Genomic DNA, 19090 nt, shown 5'->3' on the forward strand with positions numbered 1-19090 from the left:
ATGAGCAGCGACGACCAATTGCGCCAAGCCTTGGCCTGGGAGACCGGCACGCAAGCGCCGGAGGACAAGAACGTTTTTGAATGGCTCTGGGAGGCCATTCAAGGCGACTTCAACGAGAACCGCTCTGTGGGTCAAATTGCCTTTGATTCGGCAGTCTCGATGATCCCCTTGGTGGATCAAGTCTGTGATTTGCGGGATTTGATCGCCAACAGCAAGGCCATTGCCACCAGCGATGAGAACGAGGACAACACGTGGAAATGGGTCGCCCTGGCGTTCACTTTGGTGGGTTTGATTCCGACCTTGGGCTCGGTGGTCAAAGGGGCGCTCAAAATTTTGTTCCTGAAGGCTCGGCAGTTCGGGGGCGATCATCTCTCAGACATGTGCGAGCACGGCCTAAGCCTATTGATTACTTGGCTGCGCAAGCCTGAGCTACAGCAATACCTGCGCAAGCTGAAGGTCGACGAAGTCTTTCTTTGGTTGGCAGACCAGCTCAAGGTCGTTCGGGCCATGCTGAGCTTGCCCGTCTTACTGCGCGCCTTTGACCGGGCCATTGCTGTTCTGAAGGACTTGCTAGGCAAAGTGGCCATGCTGCCCTGGGTAGGCAGCAAGGCGCGGCAAACATTGGAGATGGTGCAGAAGGTGAGGCAGCAAGCCGACAAGTATTTGGGCGCGCCTGTGTTCGGCAAGCTGGACCGAATCATTGAGGCGTTCATTCACCGCCTAGAGCTGGAAGGCATGGCCCGCCGCTCCGGCATTCTGGACACCCGCAACGTTCACTTCAGAGGCGCGATGCCTGAGGCCCGAGCGGTGACCTTAATGCGGGAGACGGAACCACCACCCGCATGGTTGAGCAAAGGCAAGGAGGGGAAGTGGCCGGAGCAAGAGTTGACGGCAGGGCGCGATGACGTTAAAGATATGAGGGCGCAAGACCCCGGCTATCCCGATTTGACGGATCAAAACATCAGATCGTTCCACACCATGAAGGCGGTGGAGATCAAAGGCCCGGCCAAGCTCTTCCGTGTGACCTCTCCCAGCAACGGTGCGATGGGAGATTGCTGGGTGCCTGAAGACGTGTGGAACGCCATCCTCAAAGCGCCAGACCCCAAGACCGCATGGCGAAAGTACAGCGCCGTGTGGCCCGACTGGAACCCCAACGGGCAGTTCGTGGTGCTGGAAATCCCGGCGGGTGAAGGCCTGAAAGTGTGGCGAGGGCCAGCGGCCAGTCAGAAGAAAAAGGATCTCAGTGGCAAGCATCTTGAGGGCGGCTGGGATCAAGTCGTCATCAAAGTGGAGCCCGCCCAGTACGACACCACCCGCTACTTCATGCGCGGCGGTGGGCAAGGCGAGAAGCTGCATCCTCCGGGTCTTACGCGAGAAGAGTGGCTCAAACTCAGTGGCTCCAAGCGCCAAGCCTATACGCCTGTGCGAGAGCGCATCAACCACCCGAACATCAAAGGCCCCCTGGACACCGGCTGGGGCAGCACGGACTTTGCCCCCCAACTTCGTGACACCAAGCTGGGCTTGCCTGCACTGCCGGGCCAAGTCACCAACTGACGGACACCATGCACACAGATTTACTCGGCAACCCCATCGGCGGCTACCCCGCGATGAACCTCAACATCCACCAAAAGCGGCAGGCCACGCTGCTGTATCACTGGATGAGTTTGGACTACCTCAAAGGCCTGAAGGCCATGATCGATGCGCTCATCAAGGGTGTCGATGTGAACCTGGCTCTGGCAAAGCAGCAGGGGCGCGATGAGCTGATTGCCAATCCGCGCTGGGGCATTCGCGATACGGCCATCAATTGGTCCACCAATGTCTATCCAGCGTTGGAGGACTTCAGGCAAGCCACTGTCCGGGACATCGCACAACGCGCCAATGAGCGATACGAGTTCACGGGCGCTAACCAGTGCGCCCGCATGATTCAAGAGTTTTCTTCGATGTGGATGACGCCCGAAGAGGAAGAGACGTTCAAGAAGGAGTTTCAGGAGGTTTACCGCTATGCCAGCAAGATAGACGATGCGGCAGGGTCAGGGGGGCGGCGGCATCAGTTGAATGATTTCAACATGTACTTAGAGTGGACGGAAAACGAGCATCTGTTCCCGAAGTTGCCTAAGTTCAAAGTTCGAACAGACATCACCGGAGAAACTGGCAAGCGCCCGCCTCGGACTGGCGTGTATGTAGCGCAGGACGATGAGCTCGCGACGTTGCAATTCGCTTGGCGAGGCTATGACAACGGTGAATTGGGCGACGCCGAAACCCTTTCTGATCTAGGTCGGGAGGCTGTGAAGGTAATTGGGCGCGACTCAATGTGGCAGAACCACGCCCGAATGAAGCAATGGGTGCTTGAAGCCTATCGTCGCGGTGAGAAGTTGGACTTTGGGCCACTCGGCCCCAGAGAGAACTTTGAACCTGAGCGGGCTGGGCGAATTATTTCCAGATCGACTAAGCACTCACGAGCTTGCAAGTGGTACTTCGTCGAAATGATCGGCGGTGAATTCGATGAAGAGGATCCGACCGCCCCAGCAAGTGCCGCGCCGCGAAACACTGGCGGTCTGCGCTGCGAGGCAGGCCAGCCTTGCCCGCAAAGCGGCTACTGGTTCACACCCGCTCGGGCCAACAGTCGCAGCTGCTTTGAACGAGGGCAAGTTATGCCGTCAACAGGTGGAGACTACGGTGCCACCATTTGGCAATGGGATGCCAATCAAGGCGAAGCGCCGCCCGTGTAACCTTACCCAGCAACGGCCCACCTCGAAGGCGGCTGGGACCAAGTCGTCATCAAAGTGGAGCCCGCCCAGTACGACACCACCCGCTACTTCATGCGCGGTGGCGGCCACGGTGAAAAGCTGCATCCACCGGGTTTGACGCGGGAAGAATGGCTCAAGCTTAGTGCCTCAAAGCGTCAAGCCTATACGCCGGTACGAGAGCGCATCAACCATCCGAACATCAAAGGCCCCCTGGACACCGGCTGGGGCAGCACAGACTTTGACCCCCAACTTCGTGACACCAAGCTGGGCTTGCCTGCACTGCCCGGCCAAGTCACCAACTGAAGCACCACGCCATGAGCACCGATTTGTTTGGTAAACCGCTTGGTGGGTACCCCTCCATGAGCCTCAACATCCACCAAAAGCGGCAGGCCACGCTGCTGTATCACTGGATGAGTTTGGACTACCTCAAAGGCCTGAAGGCCATGATTGACGCCCTCATCAAGGGTGTCGATGTGAACTTGGCTTTGGCTAGGCAGCAGGGGCGCGATGAGCTGATTGCCAATCCGCGCTGGGGCATTCGCGATACGGCCATTAATTGGTCCACCAATGTCTATCCGGCGTTGGAGGACTTCAGGCAATCTACCGTATGGCACATCGCCCACCGTGCCAACGAAGAGTACGGCAAGACAGGTGCCTATCAATGCGCCCGCATGATCCAAGAGTTTTCGTCTATGTGGATGACACCCGAGGAGGAAGAGACTTTCAAGAAGGAGTTTGATGAGGTTTACCGCTACGCCAGCAAGATAGACGATGCGGCAGGGTCAGGGGGTCGGCGGCACCAGTTGCATGACCTACGTATGTATTCAGAGTGGGCGAATACGAAGTACCTCTTTCCTAAGTTACCGATGTTCAAGGTTCGGACCGACGTAGTCGGAGAAACTGGCAAGTGCCCGCCCCGGACTGGCGTGTATGTGGCGCAGGACGATGAGCTCGCCACTCTTCAATTTGCTTGGCGACACAACGAGGACGGCGTCCTTGGTCGGGCGGAGACATATTCGGATTTGGGTCGTGATGCCTTCAAGCAAATCGGGTCACATGCAATGTGGCAAGACCATCCCCGCATGAAACAGTGGGTAGTTGACGCCTATAGACGCGGGGTGAAACTGGATTTTCTGTTTCTTGATCCCGGCGTTGACTTCGATGCCGACTGCTCCGGATACATCATCCAAGCTTCTACGAAGATGGCTCGCCCCTGCAAGTGGTACTTCGTCGAAATGATTGAGGGGGAGTTTGACGAAGAATTGGAGCCAGCCGTGTCTGAAGGCGCCTCAGCGCGACAGGGTGTCGGCCTGCGCTGCGAAGCAGGTCAGCCTTGCTCTCAAACTGGTTACTGGTTCACCCCTGCACGCATCGACAGCCGCCGTCACTTTGAGGCCGGGGAAGTCATGCCTGAGACGGGTGGGGCTTATGGTTCGACGATTTGGCAGTGGGATGTGAACCAAGGTTGAGCAAGGACTAGGCCAGCCTGCCTGCCTGCGCTGCCCGGCCAAGTCACCAACTGAAGCACCACGCCATGAGTACCGATTTGCTTGGCTTTCGACGCTACCTATGCCATTGCATCCCTATCACTTGTATCCTAAACACTCCACAGAGCCCTTTGGTTTTGAACTCAGCCAAGCTGTCGTAGACCGTCTGGATCAAGGGGATCGCCTTGGCTATTACCACCGGGATTTTTGCGGTTACGGTTTGGCAAAGCTGGAGGATGAGTATGTCTATGGCATCGTCGTCGATGGCTATATGTCGGCCAGTTCGGCGCTGACGGCGTCGCAAGGCGGTTCATCTGAGCGGCGAGTGTTCACAAACAGGTCTGACTTTGTCGCTTGGCTTGCGGCAGAGTCTGACGAAAGCCTGAGCGGGAGAAACACCTCCGACTACGGCAATCAGCGAATTGATCGTTGGAGGCTGCTGAGTTTTGTAGAGGGTCGCGAGTAGCAGCGACATCCCCTCGATTCAGAAGGCTTGCCTGTGACAGCAACGGCCCCATTTCATGCGACAGTTGCGCACCCATGAGCTATCTCTACCAAGCCTTGGCCAGCCGGGTGGATGCCTGGCGGGCCAGCCACTACCCCTGCGAGGCCTATCCCACGATCCGGGAGATCCTGGCCTTTGCCACAGAAGATGCCGCCACAGGCCAGCTGCGCTACTTGCGCCGGGCCCAACTGCGTGCGCTAGAAACCTATTGGTACCTGCGCCTGGTGCTAGGCACGCCCACCACGCCCCAGCTGTATGAGGCCCTGTTCCCCAAGCTGCCCGAGCGCCTGGGGGCCATGGGCGTCAACGCCAAGCTGTTTGAGGAAGCGGGCTATGACTACACCGCACTGATAGAGCGCGTGCGCAGCGACAACGCCTTTGTGCGCCAACACCAGTTGGAGAGCTTGCGCGAGTCTTTGACGCTGGACTACGCCAGCTACATCTTGGCGCTGGCCATGGGCGCGGGCAAAACCATCTTGATGGGCTCCATCGTGGCCACCGAGTTCGCCATGGCGCTGGAGCACCCCGACGGCCCCTTTGTGCAAAACGCGCTGATCTTTGCGCCCGGCAAAACCATTTTGAGCGCGCTGCGTGAGCTGGCCGATGTGCCCTACGAGCGCCTGTTGCCCGCCCGCCTGCATAAGCCCTTTGCGGCCAGCTTCAAGCTCACCTTCACCCGTGACGGTGACAAACAAATCCCCATCACCTGGGGCAGTGCTTTCAACGTCATCGTCACCAACACCGAGAAAATCCGCATCCAGAAGCCCGCCCAGCGCGGGCCGGCCAATCAAATCTCGCTCATCACCCACCACAAGCTGGAAGAGGCCACCGAGCTGGCCAACCTGCGCTTGCAAGCCATTGCCTCGCTGCCCCACTTGGCCGTGTTCTCGGACGAGGCGCACCACACCTATGGGCAAAAGCTGCTGGGCAAGTGGGAGAAAGACAAAGACAGCGGCGAGCTGGTGTTCAAAGACGATGGCATCAAAAAAGTGCGTCGCACCATCGACTATCTGGCGCAAGAAACCAACCTCATCGTCGTCATCAACGCCACCGGCACGCCTTACTTCGAGCGTCAACCCCTGCGTGACGTGGTGGTGTGGTACGGCCTGGGCGAAGGCATACGCGACGGCGTGCTCAAAACCCTGGCCCGCAACATCAAAGTGCTGGAGCTGGACGACACCCAGGGCGACGCCCTAGTGGCAGCCATCATCGACGACTTTGTGCGCGACTACTGGGCTGTGACCCTGCCGCCCCAGGGCAGCCAGCCCGGTGCACCTGCCCGCTTGGCGCTCTACTTCCCTAACATCGAGGCGCGTGACGAGCTGCGCGGCGCGGTTGAATCTGCCCTGGCCCTGCACGGCATCGGCCCGCATGTGCTGTTGGCGGTGGACGGTGGTTCTAGCGATGCCGTCCGCCGCCAATTTGAAGCCCTGGCCCACCAGCCCACCGCACCCCAGCGCGTGCTGCTTTTGGTGAACATGGGCACCGAGGGCTGGAACTGCCCCAGCCTGTTTGCCTGCGGCCTGGTGCGCAAGCTCAAAAACAGCAATAACTTTGTGCTGCAAGCCGCCACCCGCTGCCTGCGCCAAGTGCCCGGCAACACCCACCCAGCACGCGTCTACCTGACCAGCGCCAACAAAAAGACGCTGGAAGCGCAACTGGCCGAAACCTACGGCACCAGCCTCAAAGACCTGAACCTGCAGCAGGTGGAGCGCGTTGAAAAAGAGATCGTGCTGCGCCAGCCCCAACTGCCGCCCCTGCTCATCAAAAAGCGGGTGCTGCGCTACCGCCGCGCTGTGGCCCCAGCGGGCCAGCAGCCCTTGGTCTTCAGCCTGCCCCAGGTCGAGCCCCCCAGCGCCGTGCTGATGCAAACGCTGGACATCGTGCACACCGGCCGGGGCGGCACCCAACTGCAGCGGGTGGACGCGGGCCAAGACACCCTGCCCAGCGCCCCGCCCGAGTTCAACCTCTATGCCGCCGCTGCCGAGCTGGCAGCCCACTACCACCTGCCCACGCCCGAGCTGCTGGCCGCACTGCGCAACACCTATGGCGCTGATGGCGAGGTGCCCGCCCACCACCTGCCAGCACTGGGCGCGCAAATTGAGGCCCAGCGGGCCGACTACGAAGCCCACACCGAAGAGATCGACGTGGCTGTGGCCCTGGTCAAGCCCGAGGGCTTCGACGCCCGCCCCGCCAACCCCCAAGACCCGCAGAGCCCCACTGTCTACACCGCCCGCATCAGCTTTGCCAAAGAGCGCGAGGCCCTCTACAAAACAGCGGCAGACACGGCGGACGCTGCCCAGGCCCTGTCGCACAGCTTCCACTACGAAGGCTATAACTTTGACTCCGGCGCCGAGATTGAGTTTTTGGATTGGGTGCTGGCCCTGCTGCCCCAGGCCCCGCACCAGTTGGAAGGCCTGTGGTTCACCGGCGGCCTGACGGACCCCAGCAAAACCGACCTCAGCGCCGAATATCTGGGCGACGATGGCCGCTGGCACCGCTACACCCCCGACTTTGTGCTGCGCCGCGCTGACGGCAAGCACCTGGTGGTGGAGATCAAAAAGGACCTCTTCAGCCCCGACATCAAGGCGGACATGGCCCGGTTCGAGCAAGGCCAGGCCCCGCAGACCGCCGAAGGCCGCAAAGCCGTGGCCCTGAAACGCTGGGAAGCCCTGAACCCCGAGCTGCTGCACTACCACGTGATGTTTGCCACCCAAGCATTGGCCGACGAGGGCAAGGCCCTGGTGCGCGACTTCATTCAAGGCCGCTGAGCCCGCAAAAACAAAATTACAGCCCATCATGAGTGAAAAGACGACCCCGCCCCGCACCCTCACCGTGGCCAAAGCCAAAGGCCGCCCCATGCTGACCTGGGTGGGTAAAAAGCCCCTGGGCCGGTTGACGGCCTACCCCGCCCAGGCCATAGAGCGCTTTGAGGCCGCCCCGCCAGCAGGCCACAGCAGCAGCAATAGCAGCAGCCCGGCCCCCAGCAGCACCCGCTGGGCGGGCTGGCCCACCAGCCTGCCCCAGGCCGGCTTGCTCTACCACGGCGACAACAAAGACGTGCTGGCCCATTTGTTGGCCACAGGCTTTAGAGGCCAAGTCAAGCTGATCTACATCGACCCGCCCTTTGACAGCGGCGCCGACTATGTGCGCAAGGTGCAACTGCGCGGGGCCAAGGGCACGGTCAAGATCGACGGCGAGGATTACACCCTGGGCGAGCAGATCCAGTACAGCGACATCTGGGCCAACGACAACTACCTGCAGTTCATGTATCAGCGGCTGTTGATGCTGCGGGAGTTGTTGGCGGAGGATGGCTGCTTGTGGTTGCATTGCGACTGGCATCGCAGTCACTTGTTACGCCTCATTGCAGAGGAGGTGCTTGGGCCGGATTCGCTGGTGAATGAAGTCACTTGGCAGCGCACTGCCTCTAGAAATGATTCCAGTTCGTTTGGGCATATCCATGACACTTTGCTGTACATCGCGAAGAACCCAAGCCAGAGAATTTGGAATCGACCTTTCGGCGAGTACACCGACGGTTATCTCGACAAGTACTACAACCAAGACGACGGCGATGGGCGTCTCTACACAGCGGACAATCTGACTGCTGCAGGCTTACGCAACGGCTCTACGGGCGGGACATGGCGCGGGTTCAGCCCAAGCTCCAAGGGCGTCCATTGGAAGTATCGAACTGAGGAGCTAGATCGCCTCGATGCTGAGGGCAAGATTTATTGGCCGAAGAAGGGGGAAGGATTTCCACGTCTCAAGCGTTACAGGGATGACTTGAAGGGGCGACCTGTAAGCAGCATTTGGGACGACCTTTTTGCAGTCAATAGCCAAGCCGACGAGCGGTCTGACTATCCAACCCAGAAGCCAGAGTCACTCCTCCAACGCGTCATTTCAGCTTGCTCCAACCCTGGCGACCTCGTCCTCGACTGCTTCATCGGCTCGGGCACCACCGCCACCGTGGCGCAGCGCCTGGGCCGCCGCTGGATAGGTTGCGACATCAACAAAGGCGCCTTGCAAACCACGGCCAAGCGCCTGCAGGCCCTCATGCGCGAGCAAGCCGCTAGCCAGGCACTACCGGCCCAAAGCAGCCTGCTGGTGGGCGAGGAGCGCGAAGAGGGCGGGCCAGCAGCGCCGCCCGCACCGGCCCAGCTCAGCTTTGCCACCTACCGGGTCAATGACTATGACCTGCAAATTCAGCACAACGAAGCGGTGGAGCTGGCCTGCCAGCACCTGGGTGTGGCGCGCACCCGCACCGACAGCTTTTTTGACGGCACGCAGGGCGGGCGCTTGGTCAAGATCGTGCCCTTCAACCACCCGCTCACCCCGCTGGACCTGGAGGCCGTGCGTGCCGAGCTGGCCACCCGCCCCAGTGAAGAGCGCGACGTGCTGGTGGTCAGCCTGGGCCAGCAGCACGACGCCCGCGCCTGGGCTGAGGGCTATAACCGCAACCGGCCCATCAACAAGCTGCACCTCATAGAGCTGCGCACCGACCGCAAGTTTGGCGGCTTCATTCGCCACGAGCCGCTGTGGGCCAGCGTCACCGCCCAGCGCCAAGGCGAGCGGCTGGTGGTGGAGATTCAAGACGTGGTCTCGCCCACCATATTGCAGCGCCTGAACCTAGAGCAAGGCGTGTTCCGCGCGCAGGTCAGCGACTGGCGTGCGGTGGTGGACACGGTGCTGATCGACCCCCAGCACAAGGGCCAGCTCTTCACCGTGGCCTTGGCTGACGTGCCCGAGCGCAAGCAAGACCTGGTGCAAGGCCGCTACGAGCTGCCCGCCCCACCCCCTGGCAGCACCGTGGCGGTGAAGATTATCGACATGCTGGGCGAAGAGTTGGTGTTGCAGCTGCCACTGCCCTGAAGGGGCTGTTTGCTCACCAAGCCTCAGGCCGCGTTCTTCAGCGGCGGCCGCTTGGATTGCTCCAGTATCTGGGCCGTCAAAGTGCGCTTGCGCATGTCGGCCTGCTCATTCGGGCCTTGGCAGGTGCCTGCCGCATGGTGCCCGCCGCCGCTGTGTTCCAGCATCAGCGCGCCCACGTCCATGGGGTTGCGGCGCCCGAAGATGGACTTGCCCACGGTGCAGACGGTGTTCTGCTTTTCGCGGCCCCACATCACGTGCATGGAGATGTCGCACTGCGGGAACATGGCGTAGACCACAAAGCGGTTGCCCGCAAAGATGGTGTCTTCTTTGCGCAGGTCCAGGATCACCAGGTTGTCGTGGACTTCGGCCACGCGCTGGATCTGCTCGCGGAACAGGGCGTGCTGGGCAAAGAACAAGTCGACGCGCTCTTTGACATCCGGCAGCGCCAAGATGTCGGCGATGGGCATGTCGCGGCAGCACTCGATGAGCTGCATCATCAACTGGTAGTTGGAGATGCGGAACTCTCTGAAGCGGCCCAATCCGGTGCGGGCGTCCATCAAGAAGGACAGCAGCTCCCAGCCCTGCGGGTGCAGCACATCGGCTTCGGTGAAGCCGGCGGAGTCGGCCTTGTCGACGGCGTGCATCATCTCGTCGCTGATGCGCGGAAAGCGGGCCTTGCCGCCAAAGTGCTCATAGACCACCCGCGCGGCTGATTTGGCATCGGCCTTCAGCACATAACCCGGCGTGGGCTTGCCGTTGTTGCGCTCGGCCTCGCTGGAGTGGTGGTCAAAGCACATGCCGCAGCCGGGCACATAGGGCAGGTTGGTGAGGATGTCTTGCGCCGTCACCGCCACCTTGCCGTCTTGCATGTCCTTGGGGTGCACAAAGACGATCTCGCCCAGCATGTCCATTTCTTTGAGCAGCACGGCGCAGACCAGGCCGTCCATGTCGCTGCGGGTCAACAGGCGGTACTTTTGAGGGGCAGAGGTCATGTGGTGAGGCTCCCAATGTCAAAAAGGCTCGCGCTGGCCTGACGCCGCGCGCATGCTGCTTTTTCGGCCAAAGTGGCGGCGGCTTTACCTTGCGCCCTGCAAGTGGGTGTTGCGCTGGGCAGAAAGTCTCAGGCTGGCACGGGCTGCGCCAGGCGTGACAGCGCGACGATGCGCTCGGTCAGGCGTTGCTTGCGCAGGCCTGCCTGGGCATTGGGGGCCTGGCAAGCACCTGCCGCATCATGGCCGCCGCCGCCGTGGTCCAGCATCAGGGCGCCAATGTCCATTTTGTTGCGCCGCCCAAAGATGGACTTGCCCACGGTGAAGGCCGTTTGCTCGCCCTGCCGCGAACGCATCACGTGCATAGAGATGTCGCACTGCGGGAACACGGTATAGACCACAAAGCGGTTGCCCACATAGATGGGGTCTTCGTCGCGCAGGTCCAGCACGACCAGGTTGTCGTGCACCTGGCCCACGCGGCGCAGCTGGGCTTCAAAGGCCTCTTGCTGAGCGAAGTAGCGCGTGGTGCGCTCTTTGACATCGGGCAGCTCCAGAATCTCCTCGACGCTCAGGGTGCGGCAGGCCTCGATCAGCATCTCCATGAGCTGATAGTTGGAGATGCGGTAGTCCTTGTGGCGGCCCAGTCCGGTGCGCGCGTCCATCAAGAACGACATCAAGGCCCAGCCGGTTGGGTGCAGCACGTCGTGGCGGCTGAAGTCGGCAGAGTCCGCGCGGTCGACGGCGTCCATCAGGCTGGCGCTGATGTTGGGAAAGCTGTCTGCGCCGCCGTAATAGTCGTAGACAACACGGGCCGCCGACTTGGCGTTGGCGTGCAGCACATAGCCTGGGGTGTTGAGGCCCAGATTGCGCTTGGCCTCGCTGGAGTGGTGGTCAAAGCACAGGGCGCAGCCCGGCAGATAAGGCAGGTTGGCCAAGATGTCATGCTCATGCACCTCGACCTTGCCGTCTTGCACGTCTTTGGGGTGGTGGAAGACCACCTCGCCCAGGAGATTCAGCTCCCTCAGCAGCACGGCGCAAATCAGGCCGTCCATATCGCTGCGGGTCAGCAGCCGGTACTTGTCGGGAGGGGTCGCGATCATCAGTTTTACGCCAAAGTGAAGTGGGCGCAGGCGAGCTTCCGCCTAGCGCCCACGCGCTATCGTCCGCCAAGGCGGTGCCTCAAGCGCCGCTTGCAGACAGTGGCGAAGAGTGCGCAGTCCTACACGTTTGCAGCGCTCAAGGCCGCCGCTCGGGCCTGATGCAGGGCATTCGCGATGCCTGGGCCCTTGACACCACGCGCCATGGCCTCGGCGGCCACCTGGGTGGTGTCGACGCTGTCCAGCACGGCCAAGGCCTGGAGCACACGCGTGCGGCTGGGGTAGGCCGCTTCTTCAAAACCCAGGCGGCCGCGGGCGTCGGCCTCGCAGGCCAGCAGGGCTTGCTCAAAGCGCTCGCGGCGGCGGAAGGCATCGCATCGCTCGATCAGGCGCAGCAGGGCCGCAGCGTTCAGCTCGGTGGCGCGGTGGATGTTGGTGTGCTCGCGTGCCACCATCACCGCCAGCTCGCTGCACTCGGTGGGGGTCTTGAGGCGCTGCGCCACTTGGCGGCTTAAGCGTTCGCTGCGGGCTTCATGGGCGATGTGGCGCGGCCATTCTTCAGGTGGTGTGAGGCCCTTGCCCAGGTCATGGCACAGGGCCGCAAAGCGCACCGGCAGCGGCGCTTGCAAGCGCGCCGCCATGTCCACCACCATCAGCGTGTGCACGCCGCAGTCGATCTCGGGGTGATGCTTGGGCGGCTGGGGCACGCCCCACAGCGCGGCCAACTCCGGCAGCAGTCGCGCCAGGGCGCCGCAGTCCCGCAGCACCTGCAGCATGCGGCTGGGGCGCGCCTCCATCAGGCCACGTGCCAGCTCTTGCCACACGCGTTCAGGCACCAGGGCATCTACCTCGCCGCTGGCCACCATCTGCTGCATCAGATGCAAGGTCTCTGGCGCGACGCTGAAGTCCGTCAGCCGTGCCGCAAAGCGGGCCAGGCGCAGGATGCGCACCGGGTCTTCGGCAAAGGCCTCGCCCACATGCCGCAGCACGCGCTGCTGCAGGTCGGCCTGGCCGCCATAGGGGTCGATGACCTGACCGTCGGCGTCTTGCGCCATCGCGTTGATTGTCAGGTCGCGCCGCTGCAGGTCTTGCTCCAGCGTCACATCGGGCGCGGCATGCACCGCAAAGCCGTGGTAGCCCGGCGCGGTTTTGCGCTCGGTGCGGGCCAGGGCATATTCCTCGTGGGTCTGCGGGTGCAAAAAGACGGGGAAGTCCTTGCCCACCGCCACAAAGCCCGCGTCCAACATGGCCTGGGGCGAACTGCCCACCACCACCCAATCGCGGTCATGCACGGGGCGGCCCAGCAGGGCGTCGCGCACCGCGCCGCCCACCACATAGCACTTCATGGGGCGCTGGGCAGCTCGCGCTGCATCATGAACTTGCTGATCTCGGGCGTGAAGCCGGCCACTTCCCAGACCATGCGATAGCCCAGCTTTTCATAAAAGCCCCGAGCCTGAAAGCTGAAGGTGCTGAGGTAGATGCGGCGCACGCCACGGGCCTGGGCCGCGTGTTCGAAGTTTGTCATCAGGCGCCGGCCTAAGCCGCTGCGGCGTTGCGCCTCATCGACCCAAACCTGCTCGACCTCGGCGCACTCGCCCCAGGTCCGGCCGACCACGCCGCCCAGCGTGGCACCGTGCTCATCTTGCGCAGCGCAGACCAAAGGCTGCACTTGCTGCAGCGGCGCATGATGCAGGTTGTAGTGATCCAGCCCCGAGTCGACGGCGTCAACGACGCCTGCCGGGCGCTCTTGGGTGGTGATCCAGCGGATGTCGGGCATGGCGGGACAAACGACAGGGTGTCAGCGGTGCAATGCCCGCCAAGCATCCAGCCGGGCGCAACCTTGGTGCTGGCGCAGATAGGCCGGGGCAACCGCCATCAAGGCGGTGGGGGTGATGCCTAGCGCCGCCAGCCCCGGGCGGCCCGGTGTGGCCACGTTGGGTGTGGTCATTGAGGCCAGGTTGTCACGCGACATCAAGGGCTCGCCCGGCAGGCACTCCATCGCCAAGGCCTGAAGCTGGGCCAATGCTGAGGGCAGCGGCAGCACCGTGCGCGGGTGGCCGCTGAGCTGCCCGGCCTGCTCGACCAATTGCCGCAGGGTGAAGACCTCCGGCCCGGCGCACTCGATGGTCTGGCCCGCAGTACCGGGCTGACGCAGGCAGGCCACCACGGCCTGTGCCACATCGCCCACCCACACTGGCTGAAACCGCGCCTCGGCCCCGGCCAGCGGCATCAGCGGGAAAAGGGCCTGCAAGGCCGCAAAGAGGTTCAGGAATTTGTCGTGCGCCCCAAAGATCACCGAGGGTCGCAGCACGGTCAGCTGCAGACCTTGATTTTGGGCCGCCTGCTGCAAAACCTGCTCTCCGGCCGCTTTGCTGCGCAGGTAGTGGGAGGGGGCCGCTGCGCCGTTGTCGGGCACGCCCAAGGCACTGACATGCACCAAGCGGTGCACGCCTTGGCGGGCCATGGCTGCAAGCAAACGCCTGGGCAGGCCCACATGAATCTGCTCAAAAGCAGCGGCGCTGCCGTGCAAGATGGCGACCAGGTTGACCACGGCGTCACACCCGTGCAGCAGCGCGTCCAGGGCCGCGTCTTGGTGAATGTCGGCCTGGATCAGGTCTACGTTGGGCAGCATGCGCACCGCCCCTGCCCGCTGCGCGCGGCGCGAGGGCACGCGCAAGCGAGCGCCTGCGAGCTGGGGGTCGCGTGCCAGCGCATCGCACAAGGCACTGCCCACAAAGCCGGTGCCGCCCAAGACCAAGATGTGGCGCGCAGGCATGGCTTGCTGCTGCACACTCATGGCAGCTCCCTGTCAGGGGCTGGGGCTTGGGTGTCTCGAGGGCCAATGCTGTTGCCCAGGCGCGGCTTCAAGGCCACCGGCCGGCCAGCGGCCAATCCGGCGTAGTAACTGGCGTTGGAGAGCACCCGCTTCACATAGTCGCGGGTTTCATGCAGCGGAATGTTTTCGATCCAGATCGCGGTCTCTAGTACCGGGCCCTCGCGCCAGCGCCGGGGGCGGTTCGGCCCGGCGTTATAGGCGGCCGCTGCCATGGCTTGGGAGCCCCCCAAATCTTCTAACACCATCTTAAGGTAGGCGTTGCCCAGCCGCAGGTTGGTGTCGCGGTCGGTGATCATCTCTGGTTTGTAGGGCAGGCCAATGCGCTTGGCTGTCCAGCTGGCCGTGGCGGGCATGATCTGCATCAGGCCCGAGGCGCCGACATGCGAGCGCGCGGCCAGCATGAAGCGCGACTCTTGGCGGATCAAGCCATAGACATAGGCCGGTTCGAGGCCCGCCTCGCGGGCGCGCGGCACCACCTCTTCGCGCAGCGGCCAGGGGAAGCGCTGCTCCATATCCACCTCGGCCTTGCTGCGCTCGCTGGTGTTGATGCAGCGGTCCCAGATCTCGCGGCTGCAGGCCAGCTGCGCAGCGGCCAGTAGTTCGCGGTCCGTCATGCCGATGAGCGAGAAGTTCCACTCGCGCAGACCTTCGCTGCGCAGGCCCAAGGCCAACGCAGCCAGCGCGCGCTGCAGGCCCGGGCGGCTGCGGGCAGCGTCGCGCTCTGGGGCGGTGGGGGCGGCAGGCTTTGGCGGTAAGGGCTGCACAGCGCCCAGGTCTTCCGAGGCCAGTTGGCCATAGAAGTGCAATTCGTCCGACAGGTCTTTGAGCAAGTCTCGCGCTTGTTCGCGCTGCTCGTCCCCTGCACTGCCCGGTTTGGCCAAGGCTTGCAGGGCGCGGGCACGCCAGTAGCGCCAGGTTGGGTCGGCGCGCTCTTCGGGGCTCATGGCATCCATGGCCCTCATGGCCAGCACCCAGCGTTCAGTGGTACCGCCCAAACGCAGTGCTGCCCGGGCATGCCAACCCAAGGTTTCGTCACTCCAATCGGGTTTGTCGCGCAGCCGAGGTTTGAGGGTGTCCCAGGCGTTGCGGCTCCACTCCAGCGATTCAGGGCGCAAGGCCAGCGCAGCTTGTTTGGCGGTTTGCGCCCAGGCCCAAGCGCCATGCTCGCCGCCCAAGGCGCCCGCCCAGCGGTCCTCCAGCAGGCGTGCGGCGGCGGTTGGGTCACTGGCGGCCAAGCGGCCCAGGGCGATGGACGCCAGCTCACTGCGGGCATGGCCCAGGGCAATGGCCCGGGTGTTGATGAAGCGCGAGGGGTTGTCCAGCGCCTCTTGGGTGGAGGCGGCCACGTTGTCGCCCAGCAGCGAGGCGGCCTGGCGCGCCTGCCGCAGCCGCGCATGCTCGGTGGCGTGCCGTACTTTGCGCCACACGTCTTCGGGCATGAAGCGCTCGCTGTCCAACTGGGCTTTGGCCAGTTGGTGGCAGCCGTCGTCAGCCTCTCTTTGGGCCATCCAGGCTTTGCGGGCTGCTTCACGCACGTCCTTGCCGGCTTGGTGTTCGGCCAGCAGCCGGTAGCAGTTCACCTCGCGGTCGTCGTTCATCTTGAAGCGCGGCACTTCGCGGCTGAAGGTCGCCCAGTCGCGGCGGCGCCCCAACTCCAGCAGCCAGTCATTGCGCAGCCGGTCTTCAACATAGCTGCCCGGCCATCGGGCATAAAAGGCGTCGAGGTCCTCGCTGCGGGCCTCCGGCAGACGCAGGTTCAGCGCCCAGTAGTCGGCCCACGGCGCCAAGGGGTGGCGCGCGTCCATGACGGCGCTGCGCACGTTGGCGAGCTTGGCTTTGTCTTTGCGGACAAAGGCTTGACGAGCGTCGCGGATCAGGTCGTCTGCGCTGGATTGAGCCAGAGCGCTGAAGCTGGCGGCAGCCGTGGCCAAGGTCGCCAGCGCAAGGGGGATTCGGGTTTTCCACATGACGGGGCACTGTACCCCGATCTGCCCCTTGTGCGCAGGTCTGCTTGGTGTCAACGATGCTTGCGATAGGGTTCTTCGAAATCCAGGTACTCCTGCTCCGCCAAGGCTTCGGTGACCCAGGCCGCCACGCCGGGCGAGGCCCAGACGCGGTCCATATAGGCGGCCACAGTGGCGTTGACCGGCAGGGCATAGGTGCGCAGCCGCCCGACCACGGGGGCGAAGTAGGCGTCAACGATGCCGAATTCCCCAAACAGGAAGGGGCCGCCGCTGCCCGCCAGGGCTTCGCACCACAGGGCTTGCAGGCGGTCCAGGTCGGCGCGCACGCCGGGCTGTTCTTGCAGCACGCGCTGGCCCACTTCAGGCAGCGAGGCCTCGATGTTTTGCGGGCAGTGGCTGCGCAGTGCGCCAAAGCCGCTGTGCATTTCGGCGCACAGGCTGCGGGCCCGGGCGCGCTGCAGTCGGTCGCGCGGCCACAGCGGATGCTCGGGGTGGCGCTCGGCCAGATATTCAGCAATGGCCAGGGTGTCCCACACGGTGAAGCCGTCGTCGATCAGCGCCGGCACCTTGCCGGTGGGCGAGATCTCGGCCATGCGCTGCTTGAAGGCAGAGTCGGGGGTGAAGCCGTCGAAGCGCACCATGAGCTCTTCAAACGGGATGCCGAAGTGCTGCAGGAGCACCCAGGGCCGCATGGACCAGGACGAATAGTTTTTGTTGCCGATGACGAGTTGAAGTGTGGACATGGTGCGTGGCAAGAGGCGGTGAATGATGGCCTGATGCTAGCGCGCCAGGGGCTGCACATGGGTGCAATCGGCGCATGGCGGCCATGCGCCTCGTGCATCAATCGCTGTCGATCTCGGCTTCTGGGTCCGGCGTGTCGCCAATGGCGTGGCGGGTCAACGCCGCCTGTTGTTGTATCCAGGCGCTGAAGGCCTGCACCTCGGGCCGGGGCTGGACACCCGCACCGCCCAAGGGCAGCAGCCAGTAACACCAGGGCGCCCAGCGGCGGCCTTGCGGGCCGAAGGGCTCGATCAAATCGCCTTGCTCGACCGCGTCATGCACCATGGCGAGGCGGGCCAGTGCCACGCCTTGGCCTGACAGTGCGGCTTGCATTTGCTGGTGGGTGTAGTTCATGCTCAGCCAGCGGCGTGGCGCCAAGCCCGGCAGGTGATGGGCGGCCAGCCAGGCGCCCCAACCCAGGTCGCTGGCGTGCGGAGAGCCATCGTCCATGTCCAGCAAGGTGTGCTGGGCCAGGTCAGCAGCTTGGGTCAGCACGGGCGCCTCACCCCTTGCGATGACCTCGGCCAGGCGCCGGCCAATGACCGGGGTCAGGACTTCCCCAAACAGACGCTTGGCCGCGGCGGGTGCGCGCTCCGGCCGGCAGTGGCGCAGGGCCAGGTCCAGTTCGGTGTCGTCTTCATCCACCATGCGGTCTGACGCTGCGATGCGGATGTCGGCGTCGGAGTGGTCGCGCTCAAACAGCGGCAGGCGCGGCATCAACCATAGCGACGCAAACGACGGAAAGGTGGTGACGCTGACCTTGGCGCGGCTGCGGCTCATGCGGATCTGGCGCACGCTGGCGTCCAGACGGGCCAGAAAGGGTTCGGTCGCGCGCAGCAGGGTGTGCCCGGCGGCGGTCAACTCCACCTTGCGGGTGGCACGCTGGAACAGCGGCGCGCCCAATTCCTCTTCCAGGCCTTTGATTTGGCGGCTGACGGCAGGTTGGGTCAGGTGCAGCTCTTCGGCCGCCGCGCTGAAGCTCAGGTGTCGGGCCACGGCTTCAAAGCTGCGTAAACAATCCAAGGGCAAGGGACGATGGAGTGGTCGATTCATGACGCCAGCTTATCAATCTTGAACCGCAATGTCATTGGATTTGTCGCAGGCTGTCCTGCATCATGCAGACATTGACCAGGAGCTGATTCATGACTTCCACACCGCTTCATCACGTTCAACGCTTGCGCCTCAGCGGGGATGCGCAGCTCTGTGCTGTGCAGGGCACGCTGTGGGTGACCCGCGACCATGACCCAGAGGACCATGTGCTGCGGGAAGGCGCCTGCCTCGCACTGCGGCGCGGCGACTGGGTGACGCTGGAGGCTTGGCAAAGCGGCGTCCCCAGCGCCTGGGGCTTGCGGCCTCAGCCTTGCCGTCAAAGTTTGGCGAGTCGCTTCTTCGCGGCAGGCTTGGCGCTTCTGGCGGCCCGGGTGCGCGGCTTGGCTGGGGCTTTGCTGGCTTTAGCGCGTAGCGCTGAAGCCATGGCCTCACGCGCCCAGGGCTGCATCTCGGCCACCGATTCCAAGGCTTCGGCCGGCACGGTGTAGTAGCGCAGATGGCCCTGGCGGCCATCGGCCATGGTGTATTCAAAGCGGCTGCAACCGGCCGCTTCAAAGCGCGCTTGGTTGTGTTCATCAGCCTTCAGGTAGAGCTGATCGTTCAGGATCAAGGCGATGAACAAGTCGTCCACATAGATGCCATGGCCGCCAAACATGCGGCGCGAGCGCGCAGGGCCTTGGGGGCTCAGCAGCTCAAGGGCCCAAGCCAAAAGTTCGGCACTGGGAGGAGGCGTCTTCATCAGGGCGGTGCGTGTCGGGTAGGCGGATGG

At 63.4% G+C, this 19090-nt stretch carries 16 protein-coding genes and 1 pseudogene; 8 read left to right on the forward strand and 9 right to left on the reverse strand.

Going from position 1 to position 19090, the window contains the following annotated elements:
- The 7 genes from ACIQ3Q_RS05430 to ACIQ3Q_RS05460 all read left to right on the forward strand — a co-directional run bounded on the left by ACIQ3Q_RS05430 (window position 1) and on the right by ACIQ3Q_RS05460 (window position 9605).
- On the forward strand, window positions 1-1554 hold the full coding sequence (locus ACIQ3Q_RS05430; protein WP_396267988.1) for a hypothetical protein: 1554 nt from the start codon (window positions 1-3) through the stop codon (window positions 1552-1554).
- An 8-nt stretch (window positions 1555-1562) separates the two neighbouring features.
- Window positions 1563-2729: a hypothetical protein gene (locus ACIQ3Q_RS05435; RefSeq protein WP_396267989.1), complete on the forward strand. Its 1167-nt coding sequence runs from the start codon at window positions 1563-1565 to the stop codon at window positions 2727-2729.
- Window positions 2730-2783: 54 nt separating this feature from the next.
- The gene (locus ACIQ3Q_RS05440) at window positions 2784-3050 is read left to right on the forward strand and encodes a hypothetical protein (protein WP_396267990.1); all 267 of its coding nucleotides are present in this window, start codon (window positions 2784-2786) and stop codon (window positions 3048-3050) included.
- 11 nt (window positions 3051-3061) lie between these two features.
- The gene (locus tag ACIQ3Q_RS05445; RefSeq protein ID WP_396267991.1) at window positions 3062-4216 is read left to right on the forward strand and encodes a hypothetical protein; all 1155 of its coding nucleotides are present in this window, start codon (window positions 3062-3064) and stop codon (window positions 4214-4216) included.
- A gap of 100 nt (window positions 4217-4316) precedes the next feature.
- Window positions 4317-4700 carry a hypothetical protein gene (locus tag ACIQ3Q_RS05450; RefSeq protein ID WP_396267992.1) on the forward strand — a complete coding sequence of 128 codons (384 nt, stop codon included), beginning with the start codon at window positions 4317-4319 and terminating at the stop codon, window positions 4698-4700.
- Between the two features lie 74 nt (window positions 4701-4774).
- The gene (locus ACIQ3Q_RS05455; RefSeq protein ID WP_396267993.1) at window positions 4775-7510 is read left to right on the forward strand and encodes a DEAD/DEAH box helicase family protein; all 2736 of its coding nucleotides are present in this window, start codon (window positions 4775-4777) and stop codon (window positions 7508-7510) included.
- A gap of 28 nt (window positions 7511-7538) precedes the next feature.
- Complete coding sequence (locus ACIQ3Q_RS05460; protein WP_396267994.1) at window positions 7539-9605, forward strand: site-specific DNA-methyltransferase; 2067 nt, start codon at window positions 7539-7541, stop codon at window positions 9603-9605.
- A 23-nt stretch (window positions 9606-9628) separates the two neighbouring features.
- On the opposite strand, the gene ACIQ3Q_RS05465 is transcribed toward ACIQ3Q_RS05460, so the two are convergent.
- The 8 genes from ACIQ3Q_RS05465 to ACIQ3Q_RS05500 all read right to left on the reverse strand — a co-directional run bounded on the left by ACIQ3Q_RS05465 (window position 9629) and on the right by ACIQ3Q_RS05500 (window position 18324).
- Entirely contained in the window at window positions 9629-10597 is a 969-nt protein-coding gene (locus tag ACIQ3Q_RS05465; protein WP_396267995.1) for an exopolyphosphatase, read from the reverse strand.
- Between the two features lie 128 nt (window positions 10598-10725).
- Window positions 10726-11694, reverse strand: coding sequence for an exopolyphosphatase (locus ACIQ3Q_RS05470; RefSeq protein WP_396267996.1), 969 nt, complete (start codon window positions 11692-11694; stop codon window positions 10726-10728).
- Between the two features lie 119 nt (window positions 11695-11813).
- A complete protein-coding gene (locus tag ACIQ3Q_RS05475) occupies window positions 11814-13037 on the reverse strand; it encodes a multifunctional CCA addition/repair protein (protein ID WP_396267997.1) in 1224 nt (407 codons plus the stop codon).
- Window positions 13034-13468, reverse strand: coding sequence for a GNAT family N-acetyltransferase (locus tag ACIQ3Q_RS05480; protein WP_396267998.1), 435 nt, complete (start codon window positions 13466-13468; stop codon window positions 13034-13036). The genes ACIQ3Q_RS05475 and ACIQ3Q_RS05480 overlap by 4 nt, the downstream gene beginning before the upstream one ends.
- Before the next feature lie 21 nt (window positions 13469-13489).
- The gene (locus ACIQ3Q_RS05485; protein ID WP_396267999.1) at window positions 13490-14488 is read right to left on the reverse strand and encodes a complex I NDUFA9 subunit family protein; all 999 of its coding nucleotides are present in this window, start codon (window positions 14486-14488) and stop codon (window positions 13490-13492) included.
- On the reverse strand, window positions 14485-16494 hold the full coding sequence (locus ACIQ3Q_RS05490; RefSeq protein ID WP_396268000.1) for a transglycosylase SLT domain-containing protein: 2010 nt from the start codon (window positions 16492-16494) through the stop codon (window positions 14485-14487). The genes ACIQ3Q_RS05485 and ACIQ3Q_RS05490 overlap by 4 nt, the downstream gene beginning before the upstream one ends.
- Window positions 16495-16544: 50 nt before the next feature.
- Window positions 16545-17234: a glutathione S-transferase family protein gene (locus ACIQ3Q_RS05495; protein ID WP_396268001.1), complete on the reverse strand. Its 690-nt coding sequence runs from the start codon at window positions 17232-17234 to the stop codon at window positions 16545-16547.
- Window positions 17235-17331: 97 nt separating this feature from the next.
- Window positions 17332-18324 carry a LysR family transcriptional regulator gene (locus tag ACIQ3Q_RS05500; RefSeq protein WP_396268002.1) on the reverse strand — a complete coding sequence of 331 codons (993 nt, stop codon included), beginning with the start codon at window positions 18322-18324 and terminating at the stop codon, window positions 17332-17334.
- Window positions 18325-18413: 89 nt separating this feature from the next.
- Between ACIQ3Q_RS05500 and ACIQ3Q_RS05505 the strand changes: the two are divergent.
- Window positions 18414-18578, forward strand: a pseudogene (locus ACIQ3Q_RS05505) (DUF2917 domain-containing protein); the annotation flags it as partial.
- 59 nt (window positions 18579-18637) lie between these two features.
- Here ACIQ3Q_RS05505 and ACIQ3Q_RS05510 read toward each other — a convergent pair.
- Window positions 18638-19060: a TfoX/Sxy family protein gene (locus tag ACIQ3Q_RS05510; RefSeq protein WP_396268003.1), complete on the reverse strand. Its 423-nt coding sequence runs from the start codon at window positions 19058-19060 to the stop codon at window positions 18638-18640.
- Window positions 19061-19090: the final 30 nt, after the last annotated feature.

This window comes from Ideonella sp. (assembly GCF_044358605.1).
Lineage (GTDB): Bacteria > Pseudomonadota > Gammaproteobacteria > Burkholderiales > Burkholderiaceae_C > Ideonella.